Annotated in this window: 25 protein-coding genes and 1 riboswitch; of the genes, 7 read left to right on the top strand and 18 right to left on the bottom strand. The window is 64.3% G+C overall.

Features of this window, described 5'->3' with window-relative positions:
- From JOZ06_RS16880 to cbiB, 16 genes are all read right to left on the bottom strand, one after another.
- Entirely contained in the window at nucleotides 1-1290 is a 1290-nt protein-coding gene (locus JOZ06_RS16880; protein WP_293234529.1) for a cobyrinate a,c-diamide synthase, read from the bottom strand.
- A gap of 1 nt (nucleotide 1291) precedes the next feature.
- On the bottom strand, nucleotides 1292-1894 hold the full coding sequence (cobO, locus tag JOZ06_RS16875) for a cob(I)yrinic acid a,c-diamide adenosyltransferase (RefSeq protein WP_293234527.1): 603 nt from the start codon (nucleotides 1892-1894) through the stop codon (nucleotides 1292-1294).
- Complete coding sequence (locus tag JOZ06_RS16870; RefSeq protein ID WP_293234525.1) at nucleotides 1891-2973, bottom strand: GTP-binding protein; 1083 nt, start codon at nucleotides 2971-2973, stop codon at nucleotides 1891-1893. The genes cobO and JOZ06_RS16870 overlap by 4 nt, the downstream gene beginning before the upstream one ends.
- Complete coding sequence (gene cobJ, locus JOZ06_RS16865; RefSeq protein WP_293234523.1) at nucleotides 2970-4502, bottom strand: precorrin-3B C(17)-methyltransferase; 1533 nt, start codon at nucleotides 4500-4502, stop codon at nucleotides 2970-2972. Before cobJ ends, JOZ06_RS16870 begins: the two co-directional genes overlap by 4 nt.
- Nucleotides 4499-5263 (bottom strand): cobalamin biosynthesis protein, encoded by a 765-nt coding sequence (locus JOZ06_RS16860; RefSeq protein WP_293234521.1) that lies wholly within the window; start codon nucleotides 5261-5263, stop codon nucleotides 4499-4501. Before JOZ06_RS16860 ends, cobJ begins: the two co-directional genes overlap by 4 nt.
- Complete coding sequence (gene cobM / locus JOZ06_RS16855; RefSeq protein ID WP_293234519.1) at nucleotides 5264-6061, bottom strand: precorrin-4 C(11)-methyltransferase; 798 nt, start codon at nucleotides 6059-6061, stop codon at nucleotides 5264-5266.
- Nucleotides 6058-6795, bottom strand: coding sequence for a precorrin-2 C(20)-methyltransferase (cobI, locus tag JOZ06_RS16850; RefSeq protein ID WP_293234517.1), 738 nt, complete (start codon nucleotides 6793-6795; stop codon nucleotides 6058-6060). Before cobI ends, cobM begins: the two co-directional genes overlap by 4 nt.
- Nucleotides 6792-7922 (bottom strand): cobalt-precorrin-5B (C(1))-methyltransferase CbiD, encoded by a 1131-nt coding sequence (cbiD, locus tag JOZ06_RS16845; RefSeq protein WP_293234515.1) that lies wholly within the window; start codon nucleotides 7920-7922, stop codon nucleotides 6792-6794. The genes cobI and cbiD overlap by 4 nt, the downstream gene beginning before the upstream one ends.
- A complete protein-coding gene (locus JOZ06_RS16840; RefSeq protein WP_293234513.1) occupies nucleotides 7919-9469 on the bottom strand; it encodes a precorrin-8X methylmutase in 1551 nt (516 codons plus the stop codon). Before JOZ06_RS16840 ends, cbiD begins: the two co-directional genes overlap by 4 nt.
- Nucleotides 9466-10176: a cobalt-precorrin-7 (C(5))-methyltransferase gene (locus JOZ06_RS16835; protein WP_293234511.1), complete on the bottom strand. Its 711-nt coding sequence runs from the start codon at nucleotides 10174-10176 to the stop codon at nucleotides 9466-9468. The genes JOZ06_RS16840 and JOZ06_RS16835 overlap by 4 nt, the downstream gene beginning before the upstream one ends.
- Entirely contained in the window at nucleotides 10173-10934 is a 762-nt protein-coding gene (gene cobA / locus JOZ06_RS16830) for a uroporphyrinogen-III C-methyltransferase (RefSeq protein ID WP_293234509.1), read from the bottom strand. Before cobA ends, JOZ06_RS16835 begins: the two co-directional genes overlap by 4 nt.
- Nucleotides 10931-12835, bottom strand: coding sequence for a putative cobaltochelatase (locus tag JOZ06_RS16825; protein WP_293234507.1), 1905 nt, complete (start codon nucleotides 12833-12835; stop codon nucleotides 10931-10933). Before JOZ06_RS16825 ends, cobA begins: the two co-directional genes overlap by 4 nt.
- A complete protein-coding gene (locus JOZ06_RS16820) occupies nucleotides 12832-16737 on the bottom strand; it encodes a cobaltochelatase subunit CobN (RefSeq protein WP_293234505.1) in 3906 nt (1301 codons plus the stop codon). Before JOZ06_RS16820 ends, JOZ06_RS16825 begins: the two co-directional genes overlap by 4 nt.
- A complete protein-coding gene (locus JOZ06_RS16815; RefSeq protein WP_293234503.1) occupies nucleotides 16734-17789 on the bottom strand; it encodes a HoxN/HupN/NixA family nickel/cobalt transporter in 1056 nt (351 codons plus the stop codon). The genes JOZ06_RS16820 and JOZ06_RS16815 overlap by 4 nt, the downstream gene beginning before the upstream one ends.
- A gap of 168 nt (nucleotides 17790-17957) precedes the next feature.
- A riboswitch (cobalamin riboswitch) is annotated at nucleotides 17958-18136 on the bottom strand.
- 47 nt (nucleotides 18137-18183) lie between these two features.
- Entirely contained in the window at nucleotides 18184-19182 is a 999-nt protein-coding gene (gene cobD / locus JOZ06_RS16810) for a threonine-phosphate decarboxylase CobD (protein WP_293234501.1), read from the bottom strand.
- Nucleotides 19175-20113 carry an adenosylcobinamide-phosphate synthase CbiB gene (cbiB, locus tag JOZ06_RS16805; RefSeq protein ID WP_293234499.1) on the bottom strand — a complete coding sequence of 313 codons (939 nt, stop codon included), beginning with the start codon at nucleotides 20111-20113 and terminating at the stop codon, nucleotides 19175-19177. Before cbiB ends, cobD begins: the two co-directional genes overlap by 8 nt.
- Before the next feature lie 113 nt (nucleotides 20114-20226).
- Between cbiB and JOZ06_RS16800 the strand changes: the two genes are divergently transcribed.
- The 4 genes from JOZ06_RS16800 (at nucleotide 20227) to JOZ06_RS16785 (ending at nucleotide 22815) form a co-directional block, all read left to right on the top strand.
- The gene (locus tag JOZ06_RS16800; protein ID WP_293234497.1) at nucleotides 20227-21693 is read left to right on the top strand and encodes a cobyric acid synthase; all 1467 of its coding nucleotides are present in this window, start codon (nucleotides 20227-20229) and stop codon (nucleotides 21691-21693) included.
- A gap of 74 nt (nucleotides 21694-21767) precedes the next feature.
- On the top strand, nucleotides 21768-22199 hold the full coding sequence (locus JOZ06_RS16795; protein WP_293234495.1) for a tetratricopeptide repeat protein: 432 nt from the start codon (nucleotides 21768-21770) through the stop codon (nucleotides 22197-22199).
- Nucleotides 22200-22213: 14 nt separating this feature from the next.
- Nucleotides 22214-22585, top strand: a complete 372-nt coding sequence (locus tag JOZ06_RS16790; protein ID WP_293234493.1) for a group II truncated hemoglobin — start codon at nucleotides 22214-22216, stop codon at nucleotides 22583-22585.
- 8 nt (nucleotides 22586-22593) lie between these two features.
- The gene (locus JOZ06_RS16785) at nucleotides 22594-22815 is read left to right on the top strand and encodes a zinc ribbon domain-containing protein (protein WP_293234491.1); all 222 of its coding nucleotides are present in this window, start codon (nucleotides 22594-22596) and stop codon (nucleotides 22813-22815) included.
- Here JOZ06_RS16785 and JOZ06_RS16780 read toward each other — a convergent pair.
- Nucleotides 22812-23591: an AraC family transcriptional regulator gene (locus tag JOZ06_RS16780; protein WP_293234489.1), complete on the bottom strand. Its 780-nt coding sequence runs from the start codon at nucleotides 23589-23591 to the stop codon at nucleotides 22812-22814. The two genes, JOZ06_RS16785 and JOZ06_RS16780, sit on opposite strands and share 4 nt — an antisense overlap.
- Before the next feature lie 16 nt (nucleotides 23592-23607).
- Nucleotides 23608-24135, bottom strand: a complete 528-nt coding sequence (locus JOZ06_RS16775; RefSeq protein WP_293234487.1) for a YbhB/YbcL family Raf kinase inhibitor-like protein — start codon at nucleotides 24133-24135, stop codon at nucleotides 23608-23610.
- A gap of 220 nt (nucleotides 24136-24355) precedes the next feature.
- Between JOZ06_RS16775 and JOZ06_RS16770 the strand changes: the two genes are divergently transcribed.
- The 3 genes from JOZ06_RS16770 (at nucleotide 24356) to JOZ06_RS16760 (ending at nucleotide 26472) form a co-directional block, all read left to right on the top strand.
- A complete protein-coding gene (locus JOZ06_RS16770; RefSeq protein WP_293234485.1) occupies nucleotides 24356-24967 on the top strand; it encodes an outer membrane beta-barrel protein in 612 nt (203 codons plus the stop codon).
- A gap of 168 nt (nucleotides 24968-25135) precedes the next feature.
- On the top strand, nucleotides 25136-25738 hold the full coding sequence (locus tag JOZ06_RS16765; RefSeq protein ID WP_293234483.1) for an outer membrane beta-barrel protein: 603 nt from the start codon (nucleotides 25136-25138) through the stop codon (nucleotides 25736-25738).
- A gap of 122 nt (nucleotides 25739-25860) precedes the next feature.
- Entirely contained in the window at nucleotides 25861-26472 is a 612-nt protein-coding gene (locus tag JOZ06_RS16760) for an outer membrane beta-barrel protein (protein WP_293234481.1), read from the top strand.
- Nucleotides 26473-26552: the final 80 nt, after the last annotated feature.

Below are 26552 nucleotides of genomic sequence, written 5' to 3'. Positions count from 1 at the left end.
TCAGTCGAGAAACAGCCGGCTTGTGGCCAGCGGGTTGGAGGGGAACCACGCATGCAGGTAGCTCGCGCGTACGTTTCCCTGGCGATAAAACGCTTCGCCTGCCGTCCCTCCGACGGCGCGTGTGGCGCGCGCGGCGACGGTCAGGGAGGTGGCAAGGGTCGAGTAGTGAAAGGTATGGCCGCGTAACCGCTGGCCATCGAGTTCGATCTGTTGCAAACCGAGCGCCGCCAGCCGCCGACCGAGCGTCGCCTCGCCGGGCAGCAGGCCTAGCATCGCCGCGCGCTGGCCATGCTGGTCGGTCAGATGCTCGAACAGGTACAGCATGCCGCCGCATTCGGCGTAAAGCGGTTTGCCGGCGGCGACATGCGCGGCGAGCGCCGCGGCGCAGACGCGGTTGGCGGCCAGCGCCTGCAGATGCAGCTCCGGGTAACCGCCGGGCAAGTAGAGCGCGTCGCATGCCTGCGGCGCCTCGTCGGCCAAGGGCGAGAAAAACGTGAGCGTCGCACCGAGATCACGCAGACACTGCAAATTGGCCGGATAGAGGAAGGAAAAGGCGGCATCGCGGGCGACGGCGATGTGGCGGCCCGCGAGCAGCGGCGGCATGGCCGGCAGCGCAGCCGGGGGGAACGGTATCGCCGGCGGCAGCTTGGCCAGGCCGGTGGTGGCCATTTGCCGCGCCGCGCGATCGAGCCGCGCCTCGAGGTCGTCGATCTCCTGCGCCTGCACCAATCCCAAATGCCGTTCCGGCAAGCCGATATCGTCTTGACGAGCAATATATCCGCTATAAGGGATAAATGGTGGTAATCCCTCACACAGCATATCAGCATGGCGTTGACCCGCCACCTGGTTGGCCAGCATGCCGTGGAAGCGCAGCTGTGGCCGCAAACTCGCCAGCCCCAGCGCCACGGCGCCGAAAGTTTGCGCCATGCCGGCGGCGTCGATCACCGCCACCAGCGGCAGGTCGAAGCGCTCGGCCAGATCGGCGCTCGACGGCGTGCCGTCGAAGAGGCCCATGCTGCCCTCGACCAGGATCAGATCCGCCTCTCCGGCGGCCTGATAAAGCCGGGCGCGGCAATCGTCCTCGCCGGTCATCCACAGATCGAGCGACTCTACCGGCGCGCCCGAGGCGCGTTCCAAAATATAGGGGTCGAGAAAGTCCGGTCCGACTTTGAAGACGCGCACGCGCCGCCCTTGGCCGCGATGAAAGCGCGCCAAGCCGGCTGTCAGCGTGGTCTTGCCCTGATGCGAGGCCGGCGCGGTCATCATCAAGGCCGGGCAGAAGCGCGTCATATCAGAACTCCACGCCGGGCTGGGCTTTGATGCCCTGTTCGCGGTAAGGGTGCTTGACGAGCCGCATCTCGGTCACCAGGTCGGCGGCGTCGATCAACGCCTGCGGGGCATGACGCCCGGTCACCACCACGTGCAGCGTGGCCGGGCGCGCCGACAGCTTGGCCAATACCTCGTCATGCGGCAGGTAGTCGTATTTCAGAATGACGTTGAGTTCGTCCAAAATCAGCATGTCGTACTCGCCGCTGTCGATCATGGCGCAGACCTGTGCCCAGCCTTGGCGCGCGGTGGCGATGTCGGCCTCGCGGTTTTGCGTGTTCCAGGTGTAGCCTTCGCCCATGGTGTGGAAATCGCAATTGTCGAAGCAGGTGAACACATCGCGTTCGGCGGTATGCAGCGCGCCTTTGATGAACTGCACCACGCCCAGGCGCATGCCATGGCCGACCGTGCGCAATCCCATGCCGAACGCGGCGCTGGATTTGCCCTTGCCGGTGCCGGTGTGCACGATCAACAGGCCCTTTTCCTTCGTGGCGGCGGCCTTTTTCTTTTCGAAGCCGGCTTTGCGTTTCTGCGTCATGCGCAGGTGGTCTTGCGGGTCGGTTTTCATCGCCAAGTGGTTCCTGTCAGTTCGGTGAGCCGTTCGACGATGGCCGGCCGGCTCGGGTGGTAACCGATGAAGACCAGCTGTGCCTTGCGCGCCGGCATATGCGGCGCGCGCGTCAGTTCGACGCGGGTGCGCACAGCCTGAATCAGCAGCCGCTCTGGGCTGTCTTGCGAGGCGGCGAAGCCCTTGACGCGCAGCAGCGGCTGCTCCCGCGCGATCACGGCAATCGCCGCGCGCAGGCGCTCGCCGTCCTGCGCGTGGGCGCTTTTGAGCATGAAAGACTGCCAGCCGGGATCCTGCTCATGGAAATGCTTATGGGTCGACAGCCCGTGGCTGTGCGCCGTGCCGCCGCCATGGCTGTGGCCGTCGAATACCGCCTGGTCGGTGAGCGGACGGAAGCCCGGTCCGGGCAGGCTGGCGATGGGGCCGTAATGACGTTGGCGGTCCGCGGCCGCCTCGTGCAAGCGCAGGCCGAGCGTCAGCCGGGTGTCGAGCTTGGCTTCGAAGGCCAGCTCGATAAAACGGACCGAAGGCGCGGCCGCGCGCACGCGCGTCTCCGCCGCCAATAGCGCTGCGTCATCCAGCGCGTCGATCTTGTTGAGCACGACGATGTCGGCGAACGACAGCTGCTCGCCGAACAAGGCGCCTGTCGCCCCGGTCGAGAAATCGTCAGAGAGCATCAGTGGCGTATCGACCACCGCCAATGTCGCGTCGAGCACGAAATAGGGCGCGAGCGCCGGGCTTTGCAGTTGGGCCATGACCGCGCTGGGCAACGCCAGACCGGAGGTTTCGATCAGCACATGGTCGATCAGCGCGCGGCGCTGCCAGATGGCCTGCATCGCCGGCAGAAAGTCCTGGTCGTCGTCGTAGGCGACGAGACCATTGGCCAAGTCGTGAATTTCCACCTGGCTCGATCCCGTGTCACGCAACAGCGCGCCGTCGATCGATACTTCGCCGAACTCGTTCACCAGGATCGCCAGCCGGCGCTGGCGGTTCTGGTGAATCAGGTTCGACAGCAGGGTGGTCTTGCCGGCGCCGAGAAAGCCGGTGACCACGGTGACCGGGATGCGCGGCTGACTCATGCGTCAAGCCCCGCGAGCACGGCGTCGAGGCTGTCGGCGCGCGCCGGGTAGTCGATGCGCGGGCGGTCGACGACGATGAACGGAATGCCCATCCGCGCCGCCGCCTCGGCCTTGGCACGGTAGCCGCCTGCCTCGCCGGACTCCTTGCTGACCACGCAATCGATGCCCCAGTCTCGCCACAGCGTTTCGTTGGCTTCCTGCGAGAACGGTCCCTGCATCGCGCACAGATGGCCGCGCGGCACGCCCAGATCGAGCGCGCGCTGCAATTGCAGCGGATCGGGGGCCATGCGCAGGAACCATTGCTTGTGTTCGGCGCCCGGCGCTTGCATGAAGCGCGCCAGATCCTTCGAACCGGTGGCGAGGAAAATCCGTCCGCCAAGCCGCATCGCCAGTTGAGCCGCTTCATCCATGTCGGCCACGCGCCGCGCCGGGAAATCCGCAATCTGGCTCGAACGCTCGAAGCGCAGATAGCGCAGGCCGAGCTGCGTCGACAGCTCGATCAGCTGTTGCGAGATCTCGCTGGCGTACGGGTGAGTGGCGTCGACGATGGCGCGCGCGTGGGCTTGGGTCATCAGTTCGCGCCGGCGCTCAAGCCCCAGCCGGCCGGACACGGTGGTCACATTGGGGCAGGATAGTTGCGCCTGTTCGGCGCCGTATTCGCTGGCGCTCGACACCACCACAGCTTGCCCGGTTTCGGCAAGCTGCTGCGCAAGGCGGTTGCCATCGCTCGTGCCGGCAAACACCCAAACGGCGTTGTCCGGCAACTGCGCCGCTTTGACGGTGTCCGGCGTGTCTTGCCAATTGCCATAGCCGCGCGGGGTGAAAATCCAGTCACGCTTTTTGCGGGTGAAGCGGTTGCCGATCACGAGCGTGGTGAACATGTCGAACTGGCGCGTGCGCAGTTCGCCCAACGTCATGATGTCGTGCGTCTGATCCTCGCGGTAGGCGTTGCGTACGATGCCGCACAGCGTTTCCGGCCGTTTGTGTTCCAGCATGATGTCCAGAATGCGGTAGACGCCTTCCTGGCGCTGGCGGCTTTGCACGTTGTAGAACACCGCCGCCAGATCGGCTTGCGCGATGTGGCGCGCACGCTGTTCGATCCAGGTCCAGGGGCACAGCAGATCGGACAGCGACAGCGTGGCGAAGTCGTGCGACAGCGGCGAGCCGAGGATCGAGGCGCAGGCATTGGCCGAGGTGATGCCGGGGATCAACTGCACGTCGAAGTCGTCGGTCTCCAGCATGTCTTCGAACGCCAGCGCGGCCATTGCGTAGATGCCGATGTCGCCGCTGGAAAGCAGCGCCACCGTATGGCCGGCGCGCGCCTTCTCCAGCGCCAGCTGCGCGCGGGCGCGCTCTTGGGTCATCGGCGGCGTGTGGATCTCTTTGCCGTCGACCCAGGGCCGTACCCAGGTCAGATACAGCTCGTACGAAACGATGACGTCGGAGGCCGCCAGCGCCTCGCGCACCATCGGGGGGATCAATTGCGTGGTGCCCGGACCGACCGAGACCAGATAAAGTTTGCCGCTCATGCCTGTGTGTGTTCCTGTTCAATGCTGTCTTCGACGACGGCGACCGTAACGCCGTCGCGGGCGGTTTTGGGGATGATCAGCCGGCCGCGCGGGCTGGCGATCAGCGCGCAGGGCTCGCACACGCCATCGACGCCGACGTTGTGCCGCACCCAGGCGGAGGGTTTGTCGGTCCAGCCGCGCGCGGCGACGTCCGTTTGGGCAATGACGCGCAACGGCAGGTTGTGACGCGCGCAGAAGGCCAACAAGCCCGGCTCGTCGGCCTTGAGGTCAATCGTGGCGACTTCGCGCACGGCGCTTAGCGGGCGATGGCCGAGCGCGGCGCGCACCGCCAGCTCGATGGCCTCGGTGTCTTTGCCGCGGCGGCAGCCGATGCCGAGCGTCAGGGGTTTGAGCGCCTCGCTGGCGGTGGTGATGACCGGCTGCGCGCCGCTGGCGCGCGCGACGGCGTAGGCCAGGGCATTGGCGCCGCCTTCGTGGCCGCTCAATAGCGCGATGGCGAAGCGTGCGGCCTCGTCCAGCACCACCACCGCCGGGTCGGACAGCTTGCTTTGCGGCAGGCCATCCAGATAGCGCACGGCGATACCGCTGGCCATGACCAGCAGCCATTGCCGCCGCGCGCGCCAGACGGCGTGGAATTGCAGGCGCGCGTTGGCCTCTGGCGTTTGCCATGGGCGGTAGAGTTCGCCGCCGAGCGCGGCGGCCAGCCGCTGTCCCAGCGGCTCGGCTTCGGGGCGCACCAGCCAGATGCCGAGTTCGCTCACTTAGGCGTCCCCGGCATTGGCCGCCTTCTTGGCCTTGCGCTCATCGCTGTCGCGGAAAATGTGCGTATAGCCGGCCGAATACAGGCAAGATTCGACGCCGTCCTCGCGCGACAACGCGTCGCCGATCAACAAGAGCGTCGTCAACAGCCAATCCTTCTGTTTGATCTCGCCCAGCAATTGTCCCAGCGTGCTGCGGTGGGTGCTCTGGTCGGACCAGCTCGCGCGCCGCACGAGCGCCACCGGCGTGCTGTCCGGATAATGCTTTTGCAAATCGGCCACGGTGTCCTTCAGCCGTTGACCGGAAAGAAAAATGCACATGGTGGCGCGATGCGCGGCGAAACGCTCGATCGACTCCAGCTCCGGCACGGCCGAGGCGCGGCCGGAGACGCGGGTGAGGATGATCGACTGCGAGACTTCGGGCTTGGTCAGCTCGCTGCCAAGCGCGGCGGCGGCGGCGGTGAACGACGACACCCCAGGCACGACTTCGTAATCGATGCCCAGCTTTTCCAGTCGGCGCATCTGCTCGGCGGTGGCGCCGTAGATCGCCGGATCGCCGGAATGCAGCCGCACGACGTCTTGACCGGCGTCGCGCGCACGGCGGTAACAGGCTTCCTGCTCGTCGAGCGACAACTCGGCGGTATCCAAGAGTTCGGTGTCCGGCCGGCAATGCTGCAACATATCGCGCGGCACCAGCGAACCGGCGTACAGCACCATCGATACCTGGCCCAGCAGGCGCGCGCCGCGCACCGTGATCAGATCGGCGGCGCCGGGGCCGGCGCCAATGAAATACACTTTCATAGGTGTCTCTTTTCTCGCGCCGTACGGCGGATCAGCAAGGTGGACAGGTAACCGACGGCATCTTCGGGGTCGAGCGAGTCGACGCGCTCGCACAGCACTTGATCGGCGAGCCCGATGCGGCGTGCGTAGGCGCAGTGCTCGGCGATGTCCATTTTGGTCAGCAGCGCCAACACGTCGTGCAGACGCTGGCCGATCTTCATTAGGATGACGATGTCGTGGCTTAAGATATCGGCTTCGAGTGCCGCCATGTCATCCGGGCAGGGCAGGATCAGCATGCGTTCCTTGCCTTCACCCAACGGCCAGGACAGCGCCGAGGCGGTGGCGGCGAAGCTGGTGATGCCGGGCCAGGTCTTGTGCTCGACCGCCGGCAGTAGATCGCGCACCGCGGCAAGGAGATAGCCGTAAGTGGAGTAGGTCATGGCGTCGCCGATGGTCAGATACGCCACGGTGCGCCCCTGGCGCAGCTCGTCCACCACCGTCGCCGCCAGTTCGCCGTAGTGGCGCGCCAGCACGCCACGATCCGGGTCCATATTGAACTCCACCTCGCGAAAACGCGCCGGATCGATGTCGAGTCCGGCGAGTGTCTGGCGGGCGATGGAAATGTCGCTCGAGCGCGCGCGCGGCAGGTAGATGATGTCGGCGCTTCGCAGGTCGGCCAATGCCGCCACGGCGATCAGGCCCGGCGTGCCGGGGCCGACGCCAACGCCGATGAAACGTCCCAGCGTCAGGCTCATGCGGCTTCTCCCAACGGCGTGCCGTCCATGCTGAATAGGCGCACGGCCAGCGTGTCCACACTGGACACGCGCGCGTGCATCATGGCGGCCAGATGCGTCTCCAGCGCGCGCCAGAAAGCTTGCGCGCGCGCATCCGGGCGCAGGATTTGAATCACGTTTTCCACGGTATTGGCTTTCTCGATCTGAATGACAATGTCGGGTTCGAACCCCTGCGCGGCGGCGAACTGCGCCACGCCGCGCATCGCCATGCGGCTATGGGACGAGTGGGTGTTCCACGAGCCGTCCAACAGCTTGGCGAGCTTGCCCGGATGGCCCAGCACCCATAGCGTGCCGAGCCGGGCGTCGTGCTCGCGCAGGATGGCCTCGGTTTGGTCGAGCGAATCGCCGACGAAGTTGGCGATCTGCACCACTTGGTGTTTTTTCAACTGCAGCGTGTCGGCGGCGAAGCCGCGGCCTATCTTGCCGGGCGTGAAGGCGATCGCCGGCGGCGCATCGCCCAGCGCCACGCGGATGTAGACCTCGATCGAGGCGATCCATGCCGCGAGCGACATCGGCTCGACAATGCCGCTGGTGCCGAGAATGGAAATGCCGCCGACGATGCCGAGCATTGGGTTGAACGTACGCTTGGCGATTTTGGCGCCGTCGACACAGCCGATGGCCAGGTCGAAGCCCGGGTCGTGCCGGCCGGCCAGCACTTCATCCACCGCCCAACGCATCATCTGCCGCGGCACGGGATTGATCGCCGGCTCGCCCGGGGGAATGCGCAAGCCGGGCGCGGTGACCATGCCGACGCCCTCGGCCGCCAAAAAGCGCAGCGCGCCGGTGCTGTTTTGCCGTACTTCGGCGAAGAGCGTCGCGCCGCGCGTATTGTCCGGGTCGTCCCCGGCGTATTTGATCACTTCGGCGCGCACCGCGCCGTCAGGCAGCGGCACGACGCGTTCCACCGGCACCGGCAGATAAAAATCCGGGTCCGGCAGACTGACTTCGACCTCGCTCGCGATCACGCCGTCGAGCATGCGCATGAGCGCGGCCTTGACCGCGGCGGTGGCGCAACTGCCGGTGGTGCGGCCGCGCAAGAGCCCGTTCGGGGCCGGCACGGCGAGGTCGAAGACGCGGCGCTGGCTCATTGCGCCTGCTTCTCGCGGTAGACGTGATCGATGGCGGCGATCATCAGCGCGTTAACCACCGTGGCGGCCCACGGCGAGCCGCCGCGCGTGCCGCTATTGGTGATGCGCGGCACCTGCATCAGTTTGCGCAACGCGTCCTTGCATTCGCGCGTACCGACGAAACCGACCGGCAGGCCGACGACCAGTTGCGGGCGCCAGCCGTGCTCGCGCACCAAGCGAACCACTTCCATGATGGCGGTCGGGGCGTCGCCGATGGCGATCACCACGTCGTTGCCGAATTTCTCCCAGGCGCGGCGGATGCCCGCGGCCGAGCGGGTGAGCCCATGCGCCTCGGCCACCAGCCGGGTTTCCTCGTCGTGCACGCCGCACCAGGTTTCCACGCCAAGTTGCTTGAGCACCGCGCGCTTGAGACCGGTCTCAACCATGGTTACGTCGGTCACGATGCGCTGACAGCGCAACAGCGCGCGCATGCCGGTTTCGGCCGCGCCGGGCGAGAAGAACATGTCGTCGACACAGGTGAAGTCGCCCGTGGTGTGTACCAGCCGCTTGAGCGCCAGATGCTGATCGGTCGGGTAGATCGACCAGTCCCGCCCGGCGGTGATGATGCGCATGCTTTCGGCTTCGATCGGATGCGGCGTATAGGGCGGCCAGTTAATCTCCCCGGCGGATTGGGCATCCGCGCGCGCCTTGAGGTGGTGAGCCTGCTGCGGCATGCCGACCTTGTGCTCCATGCCGACGATGCGCACGCGATATTGGCACAGTGCGCAATTCATATTGGCGTCACCGTTCACGCCTTGCTCGGCGCGTTCGAGCAATACGTCGGCCACGCGCGCGTCCACGCCCAGGTAGCCGGCTTTGAGTACTTCGATTTCCGGCGCGCGCGCGGCCAGGTCGTCGGCGGCTTGGTAGATGCGCTTGACCAGCACGCCGTCGAACAGAAAGTAGGGCAATACCACCAAACGCTTGCAGCCAAGGCGCGCCGCGCTCGCCAAGCCATCGGCCACCAGCGGCTGGGCCGTGCCGGAATAGCAGACGAAGCTCGCGCCATAGCCCATGCCCTCGGCGAGCATGCGTGCCAGTTTGTGCACGTCGCCGTTGGCATCCGGGTCGCTGGTGCCGCGGCCGACCACCACCAGGCAGGTGTCGGCGCGTGACACGGTGGCGGACGATTGCGTCTCGGAGGCGATCAAGCGCTCGCGGCACACGGCCAATAGTGTCGGATGCAGATTCATCGTCGCGGCGAACTGGAAACTGACTGCCGGATAGTCGCGTGCCAGGGCCTGCAATTCGCTTGGCAGGTCATTCTTGGCGTGCATGGCCGCGAGCAGTACGGCCGGCGTCATGACGATGCGCGTCGCGCCGCCGGCGATCAGCCGCTCGGCGGCTTCCGTCAGCGTTGGCCGCGCAAACTCGAGAAAGCCGTATTCCAATGCCGCGGGATGCTTGTCGCGCATGATCGCCGCCAGCTGGGCAAACTCGTCGACGCCGTCCGGATCGCGGCTGCCGTGTCCGGCCAACAGCACGGCGACGTCTTTCATGTCGCTCATGCCACGGCTCCCGGCGGCGGTTCGATCTGGCTTGCCATCGGGGTCTTGCAGCGGATCAGCATGATGCTCATGTCCGAACAGCGATGCTCGGCGCATTCGGCCAGTGTGCCGTGCCATTCGGCTTCGTTGCGGGTAAGGTTTTCCCATACTTCGGTTTTGAGCGTCGGGTCGATGCCGTTTTCCATCAGGTATGCGGCAATGTGCCAGGGCATGAACGAGCGCGCCTCATCCCAGGGGCAAGGAATGACGATGGCGTTGCGCTCGTCTTGCAGTACATGCACCAGATGGCGCTTGAATGGCGTCAGATCGCCGCGGCGGTGCAGCGTGATGAAACTCGTTTCGTCGAAGCACACCTTGGCGCGCGAGGCCAACACTTGCGCCGAGGTGATGCCGGGCATGGTTTCCACCGGATGGCCGCAAGCGCGTTCGACACGCTCCAGATATTGGAAACCGCTGAAGTGGATGTCGCCCATGAACACCACCACGCAACGCTTGCCGGCGTGATGCAGCGCGGCGACGCGATCGAGCTGCGCCACCTGATCGCGATACCCCATCTGGATGACCTCGGCACGCTCCGGAATCAACGGCCGCACCACGTCGACCACGGCATTGAAGCCGGCCACCACGTCGGCGTTGGCCAACAGTTCAGCCGAACGCCGGGGCAGGTAGCCAATATCGCCGGGACCGGCGCCGATGCAGATAATCATGTCAATTCCTTGTGTTGCGTCGATGGGATGAATGAGGCGGCGTCCGCCAGGCTAACGGTGCGGCCGATGACCAAGAGCGCGGGGCTGCCGATGCCTTGGTTTTTCACCGCGTCGGCAAGCGTGGCCAAAGTGGCCAGTGCCTGACGCTGCTCGGGCCGGGTGCCGTATTGAATCGCGGCGGCCGGCGTGTCGGCGGCCAGCCCGCCGGCGATGAGCGCGTCGGCGATGTGGCTGACATGGTTCAAGCCCATGTACACCACGAGCGTCATGCCGCTTTGCGCGAGCCGCGCCCAGTCCGGCTCGTCGCCGTCCTTGTGGCTATGGCCGGAGACAAAGGTCACGCCGTGCACGAAGTGGCGATGGGTGAGCGGAATACCGAGCGTGGCCGGCACGGCGCTGCCCGAGGTGATGCCGTTGATGACCGCCACGTCGATGCCGGCGGCGCGCAGCGTCAACATTTCTTCGCCGCCGCGACCGAAAATGAAAGGGTCGCCGCCTTTGACGCGCGCCACAACGCGGCCGGCGCGCGCGGCATCGACAAGCAGCGCCTCGATCTCGTGCTGCGCCGCCGAATGCGCGCCGCAGCGCTTGCCAACATGAATCACCTCGACCCCGGGCGCGGCAAAGCGCAACACATCGGGGCTAGCCAGGTCGTCGATCAGCACCAGATCGGCAAGCCCTAGGCAGCGTACTGCCTTGAGCGTCAAGAGTTCCACGTCGCCAGGGCCGGCGCCGATCAAAAATACCTTGCCAGTCATCGGCCAAGCCTTTCGCGAATCGTCAAAGTCAACTGTTCGCTGGAGAGCGCTTCCAGCGGCAGGTATTCGGCGCCAAGCGCCTGGGCGAGCGCGCGTGCGCGTCCCATGCGCACGAAGCCGGTTTCGGTGTCGAGCACCAGCGCGGCATGGCCGTGTTGCGCCAATTGCTCGGCGGCGGCCAGCGACTCGCGCCACGGGTCCTGCCCCTCGGTCAGCGCCACGTTGGCACGGCCGTCCGACAGAATGACCAAGAGCGGGGCCAGATCAGCCGCCTGGCGCGCCAGCGTCTCCCCGGCCAATGCCAGCGCGTGCGGAAGCGGCGTGCGCCCGCCGGTGGGCAACTGCTCCAGCGCGGTATGCGCTTGCTCGACCTGGCGCGTGGGCGAGAGCACCAGTTGCGCCTCGCGGCCGCGGAAGGCGATCACGCCGACCTGGTCGCGGCGCTGATAGGCATCCGACAGCAGTCCCAACACACAGCCCTTGACCGCCGCCATGCGTTGTTCGGCCGCCATCGAACCCGATGCGTCGACCACCAGCAAAATCAGGTTGCCTTGTTGGCCGACGCGCTCCTTGCGATGCAGGTCGGCGCGGGTCACGGCAAAATCATTGGGATTGCGCATCAGCGCGTGACGCAGCGTGGCGTCGAGCGCCAATTGTGTCGGCGCCTCATCCGGCACCGCGCGCACATACTGCCCGGTCGCGCTGTGTTGCGCTTGGCTGCGTCGTCCCGTGGCGCCGGCCCGCGACGGGCTGTCCACTTGCAAGCGGCCAATGGTTTGCGCCGTGCCGGCGGCGATCAGCGTATCGCCGCCAGCGCCGTCACCTTCATTGCCGTCGGGGGGGGACTGCTCCGGCGTTTCATCCGCTGCCGTATCGTTGCTGTCCGGCGGCGTTTGATGGCGCTGCAGCAGGTCGTCGAGCTTGTCCTCGTCCATGCCGGTCTGCTCGAACGGCTTATGGCGGCGGCGGTGCGGCAGCACCAGGCGCGCGGCGTCGCGCACGTCCTCGGCCTCGACCCACTCGCGCCCGGCCAGGGCGGCCAACGCGCGGGCCGCCTTATATAGCACGATGTCGGCGCGCAGACTCGCCACCTCGAATTCGCAACACAGCTCGCTGATGAAGGCGAGCAAGCTGTCCGGCATCACCGTGGCGGCAAGGTGCTTGCGAGCCCGCGCCAGTTGCGCCCGCAGCGCGTCGCTGGCGGTTTGCCATTCGTGGGCAAAGCCGGTGGGGTCGGCCTCGAACGCCAAGCGGCGGCGCACCACCAGACTGCGCTCCTGCGGGTCTTGGGGCGCGGTCACATCGACCATCAGTCCAAAACGGTCCAGGAGCTGCGGGCGCAGGTTGCCTTCTTCCGGGTTCATGGTGCCGATCAGCGAGATGCGTGCCGGGTGCGTCAGCGACAATCCCTCGCGTTCGACGGTATTGCTGCCCATGGCGGCGACGTCGAGCAGCACGTCGACCAGATGATCGGCCAGCAGATTGACCTCGTCGATGTACAGAATGCCGCGATGTGCGTGGGCCAGCAGGCCGGGTTTGAACGCCTGACGACCCTTTTGCAGCGCGGCCTCGAAGTCCAGGCTGCCGAGGACACGGTCTTCGGTGGCGCCAAGCGGCAAGTTGACGAATGGCGCGGGCGCGTCGAGCGCTTCGGCGTGTTGTCCGGCACACACCGGGCACTCGGGCAGCGGCGCGACGGGGTCGCAATTGAAGCCGCAGCCCGGCGTGCGCGCGATATGCGGCAAGAGCTCGGCCAAACCGCGCGCTGCCGTGCTCTTGGCGCTGCCCTTGTCGCCGCGGATCAGTACGCCGCCGAGGGTCGGATCGACCGCGCACAACAATAGCGCCTGTTTCAACTGCGTTTGGCCGACGATGGCGGCAAACGGGTACACCCACTTCATGTCGATTCTCCACGCGATTCCAGCCAGGCTTCGCTCTGCAAATGGAGCGCTCTGAGCCGCGCCAGCGTCGCCTCGTCCGGCTCGGCCCATAGCTGACGCTCGGCCGCTTCAAGCAGCCGCTCGGTGATGGCGTTCATTGCCCAGGGATTATTGTCTGCCAGAAACTGCTGAATCCCGGCGTCGAGCGCATAGCGTTCGGCCAGCTCTTGGTAAACCCAATCGTCGACCACATGGGCGGTGGCGTCGTAGCCGAACAGGTAGTCGACCGTCGCGGTCAGCTCAAGCCCGCCCTTGTAGCCATGCTGTTGAATGCTGGCGAGCCACTTGGGGTTGACCACCCGGCTGCGGAACACGCGCAACACCTCCTGCTTCAAGCCGCGCACAGACGGGTTGTCCGGGTTGTGGCTGTCACCGAACTCTTGCCGCGGTTGTCTGCCGCTCAGACTGCGGATGGTGGCGATCATGCCGCCGTGGTATTGCAGATAATCGTCGCTATCGAAAATGTCGTGCTCGCGATTGTCTTGGTTGTGCAGCGCCACCTCGGTGCCCGCCAATCGATGGCGCAGCGCATCGCGCGCATCGCAACCGTTGTGCTGGCGGCTATAACCATAGCCGCCCCAATTGACGTAGGCCGTGGCGAAGTCGTGCTCGTCCTGCCAGTTCTGCTGCTGAATCAGCGGCAGGATGCCGGCGCCGTAAGTGCCGGGTTTGGAGCCGAACACGCGCAACAGCGACTGCGATTCGGTTTGATCGCCTAGTGCTTGGCGTTTCAGATCCTCCAGGTAATGCTTGCGCAGGAAATTCTGCTCGGTGGGCTCGTCCAACCGCGCCACCGCCTCGACGGCCTGATCGACCAAGTGGATCAAGTGCGGGAACGCATCGCGGAAAAAGCCGCTGATACGCACCGTGACGTCGATACGCGGCCGGCCAAGCTCGGCGAGCGGGATAACCTCGATGCCCTGCACGCGGCGGCTTTCCGCTTGCCAGACTGGGCGCGCGCCCAGCAGGGCCAGAATTTCGGCAATGTCGTCGCCATGCGTGCGCATGGCGCTGGTGCCCCAGACGCTGATGCTGACCGACTCCGGGTAGACGCCGGTTTCCGCCCGGTGGCGGGCGATCACCTCGCGCGCCAACTCGCTGCCGATGCGCCACGACGCTTGCGAAGGCAGGCTTCTCGGATCAACCGAATAGAAATTGCGTCCGGTCGGCAATACGTGTGCCATGCCGCGCGTCGGCGCGCCGCTTGGCCCTGCCGGCACATAGCCGCCGGCGAGACCATTGAGCAGGTGGCCGATTTCATCCCGCGTGCGCGCCAGATCCGGCACCAGTTGCCGGCCGATCCAGCCGAGCACCGTCGCGAGTTCGTCGCCGACCGCCAGTCCGGGCAGGGCGTCGGCGCAGGCGGTCGGGATCGCGTCGGCGGCAAAGCCGCGCGTGGCGAAGGCGGCCACCAGCCGGCGAGCGAGTTCGCCGATGGCCTCGATCGCGTCGGCCTGGGTCACGAGGCGCCGGCCGGCGAGTTCGGCGAGCTTGGCGGGTTCGACGTCGAGCCTGCGGCCTTTATCGCGTTCCAACGCGGCCATGTCCAATCCGAACAGCCGAGCCAGGCTGCCCGGCAGGCTGGGGATGTTCAAATTGGCCAGCCGGGTCAACGCGCACAGCATGTCGATCAGCGCATCGCCCTCCGGCGCGCGTCCAAGCACGTGCAGTCCGTCGCGGATTTGTGCGGCGCCCAGCTCGCACAGATAGCCGTCGATGTCCTCGATCAAATGGGCGACATCCACGCCTTCCATCTGCGCCAAGGTGCGCGGCACGCCGTGTTCGTCCGGCGTGTCATCCCAGGGGTGGTCGTGATGATGATCGTCATCGTCATGATCATGCTCGTGGTCGTGATCATGGTCGTGATCATGGTCGTGGTCATGGTCGTGATCATGGTCGTGCGCCAGCATGGCGCCCAGATCGGCGTCTAGCTTGGTCTCCTTGATCAAGTCCCAGATCTGCTGCTGCAACAGCGGCAACTTGCTCGGATCGAGCATTTCCACTTGGTAATACTCGTCGACCAGCTGCGTCAGCTGCGCCAGCGGGCCGTAAGTATCGGCCGTGGTCATCGGCGGCGTCAGGTGGTCGATGATGGTGGCATGCGCGCGGCGCTTGGCCTGCGCGCCCTCGCCGGGGTCGTTGAGAATGAAAGGATAAAACAGCGGCAGGTCGTTGAGCACCGCGTCGGGATAGCAATCCTGCGATAGGCCCACACCCTTGCCGGGCAGCCACTCCAACGTGCCATGTTTGCCGACGTGCACGATGGCGTCGGCGTGCCATTCGTCGCGCAGCCAGCGGTAAAGGGCGTAGTAGTGATGCGTCGGCGGCAGATCCGGCGTGTGGTAAATGGCGTCGGGGTCCATGCCGTAGCCGCGCGGCGGCTGCAGCGCGACGAAAGCGTTGCCGAATGCAAGTCCGGCAAAAACCAAGTCGCCCTGATGCACGTAGGCCGATCCGGGGGCTTCGCCCCAACGCTCCCGCATACGCGTTTGCAAACCCTCGGGCAATTCGGCGAACCACTCGGCGTAACGCGCCGCCGGCACTCGCGCGGCCGCTTGCGCCAGTTGCGTGGCGGTCAAATAGGCCTGGTCATAAGCGCCACGATCGATCAGCGCGTGCATCAGCGTCGTGCTGTCGGCCGGCAGCCCCTCGATGCGATAGCCCTGCGCCCGCATCGCCTGCATGATAGCCCAGAGCGAGGCGGGCGAGTCCAGGCCGACGGCGTTGCCGATCTGCGCCGCTTTGCTGCTGGAATTAGTGAACAGAAAGGCGATGCGCTTGTCAGCCGGCGGCGTCTCGCGCAAACGCACCTGGCGCGCGACGATGCCGGCCACGCGGCGCACGCGATCGGCGAGCGGGGCGTAGGCGGTTTCGCTGCCGGCGGCGTCATCCGGTGCTTCCTTGAACGACACCGGCACGGTAATAAGCCGTCCGTCGAACTCCGGCAACGCCACGTTCATCGCCGTGTCGAGCGGGTTCAGTCCGCGATCGGCGGCGCGCCACTGCGCTTCGGTCATATTGCTGGCGATGGCCTGCAACACCGGCACGTTCAGGCGCTCGAAGGCCGCCACGGCCCAGCCGGCTTGCGTCGGGCCATCGTGATTGACTTCGGCGATGGCGAACGACGTGGTGTTGACGAGCGCGGCAATCGGCTCTGCGGCGAAGGGCGCCAGCGCGGCCGGCAGGCCTTGTTCGCCGGGCGCGCGCAGACTGGCGGTAAACACCGGCAGTGCGTTCAAGCCTTGCTCATCCAGCGCGTCGATCAGACTATCGATAAAGCGGGTGTTGCCCGATAGCCAATGCGCCCGATAGAACACGAGGCCCACGGTCGGTCGTTCGGCATGGCGCACGCTGGCGCGCCACTCGTCCAGGCTTGCCAGTGCGCCGAGTTCGGGGTGGTAGAGGCCGTGCTCAGGCAGCGCCCGCGGCGCGGCATAGCCGTGGCCGGTCATCAGCAGCCGGTCGGACAGGCAGCGCAGCATCTGCGCCAGATTGTGCGTGCCGCCTGCCTGCAGATAGGCGCTGACCTCTTGTTGCAATCCGGGTGGGACATTGCTGATCGCGGCGAGCTCCGGATCGGGTTCTCCGGTGCCGCTGACGGCGATCAGCGCGGCTTGCGTGCGCCGCACGCGCTCAAGCAGCAGTGCGTACCCCGCGATGGCTTCGAAACGGCCCAGCACGCGCACGATCACGATGCGCGCGCCGGATAGCCGCTGGTCGAGCTGCGCGCGCATCGCCGCCTCGTCGCCGATGGCCTGAAGGTTGATGCCCGTCACCGGCGCGAAATCGCCCGGCAAATCCGTACGCGAGAGCGCGGCTAAATCGGTGCCGGCGTGGCTGAGCAGGACGATGCCAGCGGTCATGCGGTTTCTCCACCCATCTGGTCGATGCGTTTCCATTTATAAATCGCCGCCGACAACACCCAGGTGGCGAGAAAAACGCCCACGACGACGTAGCCGAAATTGGCCAGGTTATCGTTCATCTGCCCGATCCAAGCCCAGAACTCGCCAGATAGATGCAGCTTCTCGGCCATGAGTCCCAGCATTTCCAACCCGCCGATCAGCACCGCCACCAGTACCGACACCAGGGTGATGGTCAGGTTGTACCATAGCTTGCGAATCGGGCTGACGAAGGCCCAGCCGTAAACGCCGACCATCATCAGGCTGTCGAGCGTGTCGATCAGCGCCATGCCGGCGGCAAACAGAATGGGAAACACCATCACGTGCCATAGCGCGATGCCTTGGGCGGCTTGCGAGCCCGCCATGGCAAACAGCGCGATTTCGGTGGTGGTGTCGAAACCCAAGCCGAACAGGAAACCTACCGGGAACAGGTGCCAACTCTTGCTCACCATGCGGAACAAGGGACGCAACAACCGGGCGATCAGCCCGCGGCTGGCGAGCAGAATATTGAGTTGCTCTTCACAGATGGCTTCGCCGCGTTGCGCGCGGCGGAAATTGTGCCAAATGCCGTTGAGCGCCGAGAGGTTGAGCGCGGCGAGGCCCAAAAGGAACAACCCCGATGCGGCGGTGCTGATCACGCTGCCGACGGCTTTGAGTTGCCCCATTTCACCTTGCAGCGAGGCAGTGGCGAATACGATGGCGGCCACCATCAGAACAACCACCGACGAGTGCCCCAGCGAAAAGAACAGACCGACGCCGAACGGACGCTGGTTTTCCTGCATCAGCTTACGCACGCTGTTGTCGATGGCGGCGATATGGTCGGCGTCGACCGCGTGGCGCAGGCCGAAAATATAAGCGAGGAATGCCATGCCGAGCAGGGCGGGGTGGCGTGAAAAAGCGGTGAAGGCCCAGGCCCATGCGGCAAGATTGACGCCGATGAGAAATAGCAGCGTGGCAGCCAGTTGGCGCTTGCCGGCGGGATGGTTCCCGGTCAGAGCGGAAAGGTCGAATCGCATGAGGCCCTCGTTGACAGTACGTCGTCGAGAGCGAGGGCAGCGGCCGTTAAAAAGGCAAGTACGGCGCTCTGCTTGTCCCCCGGCTCGTCCCGGCCGGTTTGTGCTCACGTCGACAAGATGGACACGTCGAATTCGTTTTTCAGCCAAACCCTTTGAGTAAAAAACGAATTCGACGTGTCCCCAGACGGCCGGTCTCCTGGCTCGCGCGTCATCGTTGCGGATCGCCTTCCCAAGCCTGCGCTCAGTGGCATGTGATCCGAACTCTTCGCTTACAGTTGCGGGGACAGCTGCGGCTTGTACCGCATTCCCGTTTCACCCAAGTGGGCACCGTCAAGTAGTCGCGATATTACGTGATTATCGATTCATGGGTAAAGTCGATTTCAGAAAACTTGATCTAGATCTTGATCGCCGTCGGCCCATGCGCTGCCAATGCCGCCTCGAGCTTATCCCACGCCGCTTCGTTCTCGGGTAGACCGAAGCGCACACTGGCCGGTTCGGCAAAAAGGCGGGTCCACACGCCCTGGCGCGCGAGCCGATCGTGCAGGTCGGCGGCATCGGGATGGCGCAACCACTGAAACAGCGGCGAGCCGCCATCGGGTGCAAGGCCGTGGCGGGTAAGCAAACCGGCGAGCCGAGCGCTTTCTTGCGGCAGACGCACGCGCATCGCGGCATGCCAGTCGCGGTCTTGCAGCGCCTGACGCACTGCTTGGCGCGTCGGGCCGCACAGCGCCCAGGGGCCAAGTTCGTCGCGCAACGCGTCGAGCAGTGCCGGCCAGGCGAACACGAAGCCGGCGCGGGCACCCGCCAGGCCGAAGAATTTGCCGATCGAGCGCAGGATGATCAGCCCAGGCTGACCGGCGCGCGGCAGCAAGCTACGTTCAGGGGTGACGTCGAGGAAGGTTTCGTCCAGTAACAGCCAACCGCCGCGGCGGGCCAGCCGTTCATGCCAATCGGCCAGTTGCGCCGGTTCGGGCAGCCAGCCGGTGGGGTTGTTGGGCGTGGTCAATTGCAGCACATCCAATTGATCGAGCGCGGCGTCGATGGCGCCGGGCGTCAGGCGCGTGATGGCATGGCCCTGGCGTTGCCAGGCATGCGGATGCTCGGCGTAGGTGAAGTCGAGCAGGCCGACGCGGCAAAGAGGTCGCAAGCGCGGCAGCGCCTGGATGGCGGCTTGCGAACCGGCCACCGGCAGGAGGCCGTCGGCGCCGTAGAATGCCGCCGCCGCGGCCTCCAAACCATCGTGGGGCTCAGGCAGGCGCTGCCAAGCACGCATGGCAATGTCCGGTACGGGCCAGCCATGGGGATTGAGCCCGGTCGACAAGTCGATCCAATCGCTCAAGGCGATGCCGTAGCGTTGCGCTGCGGCCAAGAGGCCGCCACCGTGTTCAAGCATGAATCGTTCCCATTGCCAAGCTGGCGGCCAGCGCCAAGAGCCCCCAGGCCCACATGCCGCGCCGTACCAGCGCCACCGCGCGGCGGATGTCGGCGGTTTCCGGGTCGCGGCCGGCGCCAAGCGCCGGGCGCTGTTTGGTTTTGCCGTGATAGACCGCGGCGCCGCCAAGCGACACCGACAGCGCGCCGGCGCCGGCGGCCATCACCGGGCCGGCATTGGGGCTGTACCAGGTCGGCGCCTGCGCGCGCCAGCAGCGCAAGCCTTGGCGAGTGTTGCCCAGCAGGATATAGGTCAGTGCGGTCAGCCGCGCCGGCACCAGATTCATCAAATCGTCAAAACGCGCTGCCGCCCAGCCGAAGTACTGATAGCGTTGGTTGCGATAGCCCCACATGGCGTCGAGCGTATTCGACAGCCGGTAGAGCACCACCCCTGGCGCGCCGGCCAGCAAAAACCAGAATAGCGCCGAAAAGACCGCGTCGCCGCCATTTTCCAGCACGGACTCGACCGTGGCGCGCGCCACCTGGCCGGCGGTCAGCTCGCCGGTTTGCCGGCTGACGATCATGCCGACGCGATGACGCGCCAGAGGCAAATCGTTTCGCTCCAAGGCCTCGGCCACCGCTTCGGCATGCTGGGCCAGACTCTGCGCGCCGACTGCCAAATAGAGTAGGATCACCGCCGCCGCGACGCCAACGCCAGGCAAGCGGCCAAGCCATGCGGCGAAGAGCGTGAACGGCGCGAGCAACAACGCGATGCCGAGCATGCCGCGCAGGCGCAAGCGCCAAGCGGGCTCGCTGTCCGCATGCCGCGGGTAGAGCAGCGCCTCGGTGCGCGCGGTCAGCCAGCCGAAGCCGACCAACGGGTGAAAACGGCGCGGCTCGGCCAGCAGGCGATCGAGCAACAGGGCGGGTAAAACAAGACTGGCGTTTATCACGGTAGAGGCCTATATTTCGGCGCTTATTGTCGCCGCCTTGCGGGCGACGGCCATGGAAAAAACCGCCATTCTAGGACGTGCTCAAGAAAAAAGCGCGTTCGGAGATCAAAAACATGTCCGCAAAATCTCTGATGATCCAGGGCACCACTTCCGACGCCGGCAAGAGCACGCTGGCCGCCGGCCTGTGCCGGCTGCTCGCACGCCGCGGCGTGCGCGTGGCGCCGTTCAAGCCGCAGAACATGGCGCTCAATAGCGCGGTGACCATCGACGGCGGCGAGATCGGCCGCTCGCAGGCGGTGCAGGCGCTCGCATGCGGCATCGAGCCGCACACGGACATGAACCCGGTGCTGCTCAAGCCGAACACCAATATGGGCTCGCAGGTGATCATTCAGGGACGCTCCATCGGCAATATGGACGCAGTGCCATACCACGCCTACAAACCCAAGGCGCGCGAGGCGGTGTTGGAATCGTTTCGTCGCCTGGCGGCGCAATATGACTGTGTGGTGGTGGAAGGGGCTGGCAGCCCGGCGGAAATCAATCTACGCGAAGGCGATATCGCCAACATGGGGTTTGCCGAGGCGGTCGACTGCCCGGTGGTGCTGGTCGCCGATATCGACCGTGGCGGGGTGTTCGCCCATCTGGTCGGCACGCTGGCGCTGCTGTCGGCGAGCGAGCGCGACCGCGTGGCCGGTTTCGTCATCAACCGCTTCCGCGGCGACATTGCCTTATTGCAGCCGGGGCTCGACTGGTTGGAGCGCGAAACCGGCAAGCCGGTATTGGGCGTGCTGCCCTATCTGACCGGACTGCATATCGAGGCCGAGGACAGCATCAGCCAGAAAGGCTCGGCCGAGGCCGGTGCCGATCGCGACGTGCTGCGCGTCGTGGCGCCGGTCTATCCGCGCATCAGCAACCATACCGACTTCGATCCGCTGCGGCTGCATCCTCAGGTTGCGCTGACGCTGGTTGGGCCTGGCCAGCCGGTTCCTTCCGCCGATCTGATCATCCTGCCGGGCAGCAAGAGCGTACGAGACGACCTGGCCTGGCTCCACGCCAACGGCTGGGCGCCGGCGATTCGGCGCCATCTGCGCTATGGCGGCAAACTGATCGGCATTTGCGGCGGTTTGCAAATGCTGGGGCAACGGATTCACGATCCACTCGGTTTGGAGGGCGAGGCGGGAAGCTGTCCCGGTCTCGGCTTGCTCGATCTGGAAACGACGTTGGAGACGGAAAAACGCCTGACGCGCGTCGAAGGCGCGCTGATGGGGAGCGGGGCCAGCGTGACCGGCTACGAAATTCATATGGGCGTGACGCAAGGTGCGGCGCTGGCGCGCCCGGCGGTGCGCTTGGGCGATAAAACGGATGGCGCGCTATCGGAAGACGGCCAGATTCTGGCCACCTATCTGCACGGCTTGTTCGATCACCCCGAGGCGCTCGCGGCGCTGCTGGATTGGGCCGGGCTCGCACACGCCGAGGCGCTCGACTATCCGGCGTTACGCCAACAGCATATAGATCGTCTGGCCGACTCGCTCGAACAGCACCTGAACCTGGCCAAGCTGGCTGGAATTTTGCCGGGGGTGTGAATTGTGCGGATTTATCTGGACAATTCGCCGCATGTTATTATTAATTATCTGTAAATATTGCATTGGAAATGCCTATGTCGTCAGACATCCAATTGGACGCCAAGACTTATCAAGCCATCGCGCACCACTGCGAGGATGGCGATCGTCTGACCGAGGCCGATCAACTCGACGAGGCGCTCGCCGCTTACCGCCGCGCCTGGGATTTGCTGCCTGACCCGCAGCGCGCCTGGGAAGTCGCCACGTGGATCAAGGTGGCGATTGCCGATGTTCATTTTTTCGCTGCGCGTTTTGATGAAGCGATTGCCGAGCTGGACTATGCATTGACCTGCCCGGGCGGGCTGTCCAACCCGTACATCGCCTTGCGGATGGGCCAAGCGCTATGGGAACTCGGTCAGGCCGACGAAGCGCGCGAATGCCTGCGCGACGCATTGGCCGCGGCCGGCGCAGAGATCTTCGATGGCGAGGACGGCAAATATTTGGCCTTGGCGCGCGAGGGCGGGAAGTGAGCGCGGTGCAAGACATGACGCCGTACCAGCTCTTGGGTGGCGAGGGGGTGGTGCGTTGGCTGGTGGACCGCTTCTACGACATCATGGACACCGACCCCGCCGCCGCGCCGTTGCGCGCGATGCATCCGGCCGATCTGGCCGGTTCGCGCCAGAAGTTGTTCATGTTTCTCTCCGGCTGGCTGGGCGGCCCGCAGTTGTTCGTCCAGTCCTTCGGCCATCCCCGGCTGCGGATGCGCCATATGCCGTTTGCCGTGGACGAATCCGCGCGTGATCAGTGGATGCACTGCATGCGTCAGGCGGTCGGCGAACTAATCTGCGAGGAGGCCCTGAAAGCGCAACTGTTGGCTGCCTTTCAGGATACCGCCGACTTCATGCGTAATCAGTGAGTGCTGCAATGGAAAAACGGTGTCCCGCCGACCAAAGCGAACTGGTGTCCCAAGGCAAGGCCTGGGCATGTCCGACCTGTGGCGCGCACTATCGCGTGCAAGGCCACTGCATGGACTGCGGCGCCGAGATGGAGCGGTTGCAGGCCTGCGGCGCCAGTAATTGGTTTTGCCCGCAGTGCAATGAACTGAAATCGCGCACACGCGTGCGCACGAGCCTCGCGCGCGATTAACGATCTATCTCTTCGTGACAGGTGGCCAGATAGCGGCGCGGGCTTAGGCCGAACCGTTGCTGAAAGCGTTGATTGAAGCGCCGCGCCGAGTGGTAGCCGCAGGCCACGGCCACGTCTTCCGGCGACATGTTGCGTTGCAGCAGGCTCAAAGCCTGATTCAGTCGCGCCTCGGCCAACATGTCGCGAAAATGCACCCCCTCCGCGATCAAGTGGCGCGCCAGTGTGGCGCGGCTCATGGCGAAGTGCGCAGCCACGGTTTCCAACCGATGTTCGGCGCCGGGATCCGCACTGAAGTACACCGCCAACCGTTGCGCCAAGGTTCGCCGGCTAGGGGGGAACAACCGGGCGAACGCCCCCGAAGCCGCCAACTCGGCATAGAACGCCTCAATCAGAGCCGCTTGCGCCGCCTCGCACAACCCATTGCCATGCATACCCGCGATCAGATCGAAGCAGTACGCCTCTCCCGCCGTGAAACGATGCGCCGGCGACAGGGTGGTAGACGGCATCGCCGCGCCAGCGGGCGGGGAGAGAAAGGTGAGCGTTTGCGAGACAAAGCGCCCCGCCAATGGCAGATTGGAAAAGCTTAACGATTGGCCTGCCGGCAATAGCAGCCACGCTTCCGGGCCGACCGTCAACCATTTGCCCTGCCAACTCAGCCGTTTGCGCCCCTCGATAATGCGGACGATGGTCGGCAGCAGGATCGGCACGTCGTGCAGCGGTTGCACGCGCGAACAGGAGAACCGGTCCGTATGCACCAGCCGTCGTCCGTTCGTCATTGCATCTTCCTTTCTTTCAATGCCAATAGATCGCAGTGAGCCGCGCCGTTCCCAGTGCCATGCCGTTGAGTAAAAAGCCGATCATGGCCGGAGACACGTGCGGCCCGGCAATGTCCAGTTTGGACACCGGCAAAGCCCAGATCGTGAATTGGTAACGGTGCATGCCGCGACCGGCCGGCGGGCAGGCCCCGCCATAGCCTGACCGGCCAAAGTCGGTGCGCGTTTCCAGCCCTGCGGCGAGCCTGCCGGAGGCGCCGGCCGGCAATTGCCGGGTCGCCGCCGGCAGATCGACCACTAACCAATGCCACCAGCCGCTGCCGCTTGGCGCATCCGGATCGTAAACGGTCAGCGCGAAGCTCTTTGTGCCGGCTGGCGCATCCTTCCATGCCAGCGATGGCGAGATGTTGCCGCCATGACAGCCAAAGCCGTCCAACACCTGGCGTTCGGGCAAGCGCTGCCCTTCCTGTATGTCCTGACTCGTCAATTCAAAAGCGTGCGAGCACCCCGCGGCAATCAGCAGGGCCGCGGCAAAAAGCGTTTTCATGATGTTGGGCTCCATGGGGAATGAGCCCTTACCGTATCGCTCACCTAGACCGCCATGGTGCCGGAAAGGCTCAAAATTCGCCAATTAGCGTGTTCTTTGAGTTTTTGGGTGAGTTATGCCGTGCCGAATTGCCCATTGGGACAGGCTGGCGCTAGAATTCGATCGCCTTTCTGATATTTGATTAAATTTGTTTTAACTAATTATTTAAGATTGGAAAAAAATGAAGAACCTTGCACTGATCGCGATGGTGTCCAGTTTGTCCATGCCTGTCTTGGCGGAGGGATTCTATGTGCTTGGCTCGGTGGGGCAAGCCAGCGTGGATGGCATGGAAGCGCTCTACAGCGGTACGCAGCAGACGGCGCCGGGGTTTAGCTCCGACCAAAAAAACAAGAGCACGGCATACAAATTGCAGGCAGGTCATCAGTTCAGCCCTTATTTTGCCCTTGAGGGCGGCTATGTGAATTTCGGCAAGGCAAGCAGTCGTTTCTCCTTGCCAGGCATACGAAAAGATGCTGCCTATCAGGCGGAAGGTTTCAATCTGGTAGGGGTTGGCATCGTGCCGCTGAATAATCAATGGTCTTTATTTGGCAAACTGGGCGGGGTGATCGCCAGGGTGAAAGTGAACGACACCATGGTCAATGTCGGCCAGCAAAAGAACCAAAGCGCGTCCTCCACCGATCTCAGGGCAACCTGGGGCGTCGGCGCCAATTGGGATGTCACGCGTAATGTGGCGTTGCGTGCCGAATATGAGCAGTTTCACAAGCTAGGCGGAGGGGAGACCGGCAAAGCCACTGTTGACATGGCCTCGCTGGGTGTCGCTTACAAGTTCTGACCTTCCTCGTTTTTTCGATAGATGAAACGGCGGCTTCAGAGGGTCCTCAGGCTGCCGTTTTTTGTTTGTGCAATATTTTTCGGATGGCGATTTGTTATCTATTTGAAAATAAAATATTTTTCTCTATTTTTATAAGTGCTTCTCACTTCGTTTTATTACGGGAGAATAATGATGAAGAGATTTGCGCTATTGGCGGCAACGCTGCTCCTGGCCTCGCCGGGCTGGGCGGACGGTTTATATGCGCTGGGCGAACTCGGGCAGTCAAAGTTCAATTTGGACACCAGCGACGTGGATAATTTGGCAACACAGGTCGGTGGCACTTTTTCCAAAGGCGAGACCGATACCGCCTATAAACTTCAGGTGGGGTATCAATTCAGCCCCTATTGGGCGGTCGAGGGTGGTTACGTGGACCTGGGCAAGGCCAGCTACAATTTCGCCACGCGCTTAGCGAGTGCCCAAGGCGAGTACAAGGCCAGTGGCCTGAATGCGGCGGTGCTCGGCATGTGGCCGCTCAATGACCAATTCTCCTTGTTCGGCAAGGTGGGGGCGATCTACGCCCACGTGAAAGCGGAGGGCTCCAATAGCCTCGGCGAATCGGAGAGCTTTTCTTCCAATGGCCTTAAACCGGCATGGGGAATCGGCGTTAATTGGGATATCTCCGCGCAAATGGCGGCACGTGCCGAGTATGAGCAGTTCCACGAACTGGGAAACACGGAAACCGGTAAGACGACGGTCGACTTGGCTTCTGTTGGGCTCGCGTACCGTTTCTAAATGTTTGCCATAAAAACATAATTTAAATATTGAATTTAAATGTGACAAAGTGTTACCATTTTGTGCCATTTCTTTGCGAAATGGCATTTTATTTTTTTCGTCACGTTTAGAAGACAATAACTATGAAGAAATTTGCACTGATCGTAATCGTTTCTGCCTTGGCTGCACCGGCTATGGCTGAGGGTTTCTACGTCTTGGGCTCGGTGGGTCAATCGCATGTCGATTGGGATACCAGCTACCTGGACAATTCGTTGGCGCAATATGGCGTCCACGCTTCCAAGAATGACACCGACACCGCTTATAAGCTGCAACTGGGCTATCAGCTCAACCGATACTTCGCGATCGAGGGCGGCTACGTCGACCTGGGCAAGGCTAGCTATAGCATTGCCGGCACGGGGTCTCAAGGCAGTCTGGAGTACAAGGCGAGCGGCGTGAATGCGGTGGCCGTTGGCATTTTGCCGCTGAACGACCAGTTCTCGGTCTTCGGCAAAGTGGGCGGCATCGTGGCGCGGGTGGAAGGCAGTGGCGCCACGTCGGGCAGCGGTGTCCGCATTTGGTCCAACAACCCGTCCTCCACCGATTTGAAGGGCACCTGGGGTGTGGGCGTCAATTGGGACGTGACCCGCAATGTGGCGGTGCGTGCCGAGTTTGAGCAATTTCATCAACTGGGCAGCTCGAACACTGGCGAAGCGGATGTGAATCTGGCCTCGATGGGCGTGGCCTACAAGTTCTGAGCGTGACGAACGTGGCATTTCCAGGGCGGCCAGCGGCCGCCCTTTTTCTTGACCGCGACAGGGCGGTTTGCATGCTCCTG

This window comes from Paludibacterium sp. (assembly GCF_019232825.1).
Classification (GTDB): Bacteria; Pseudomonadota; Gammaproteobacteria; order Burkholderiales; family Chromobacteriaceae; genus Paludibacterium.
This window is presented reverse-complemented; position numbering and strand designations above follow the sequence as displayed.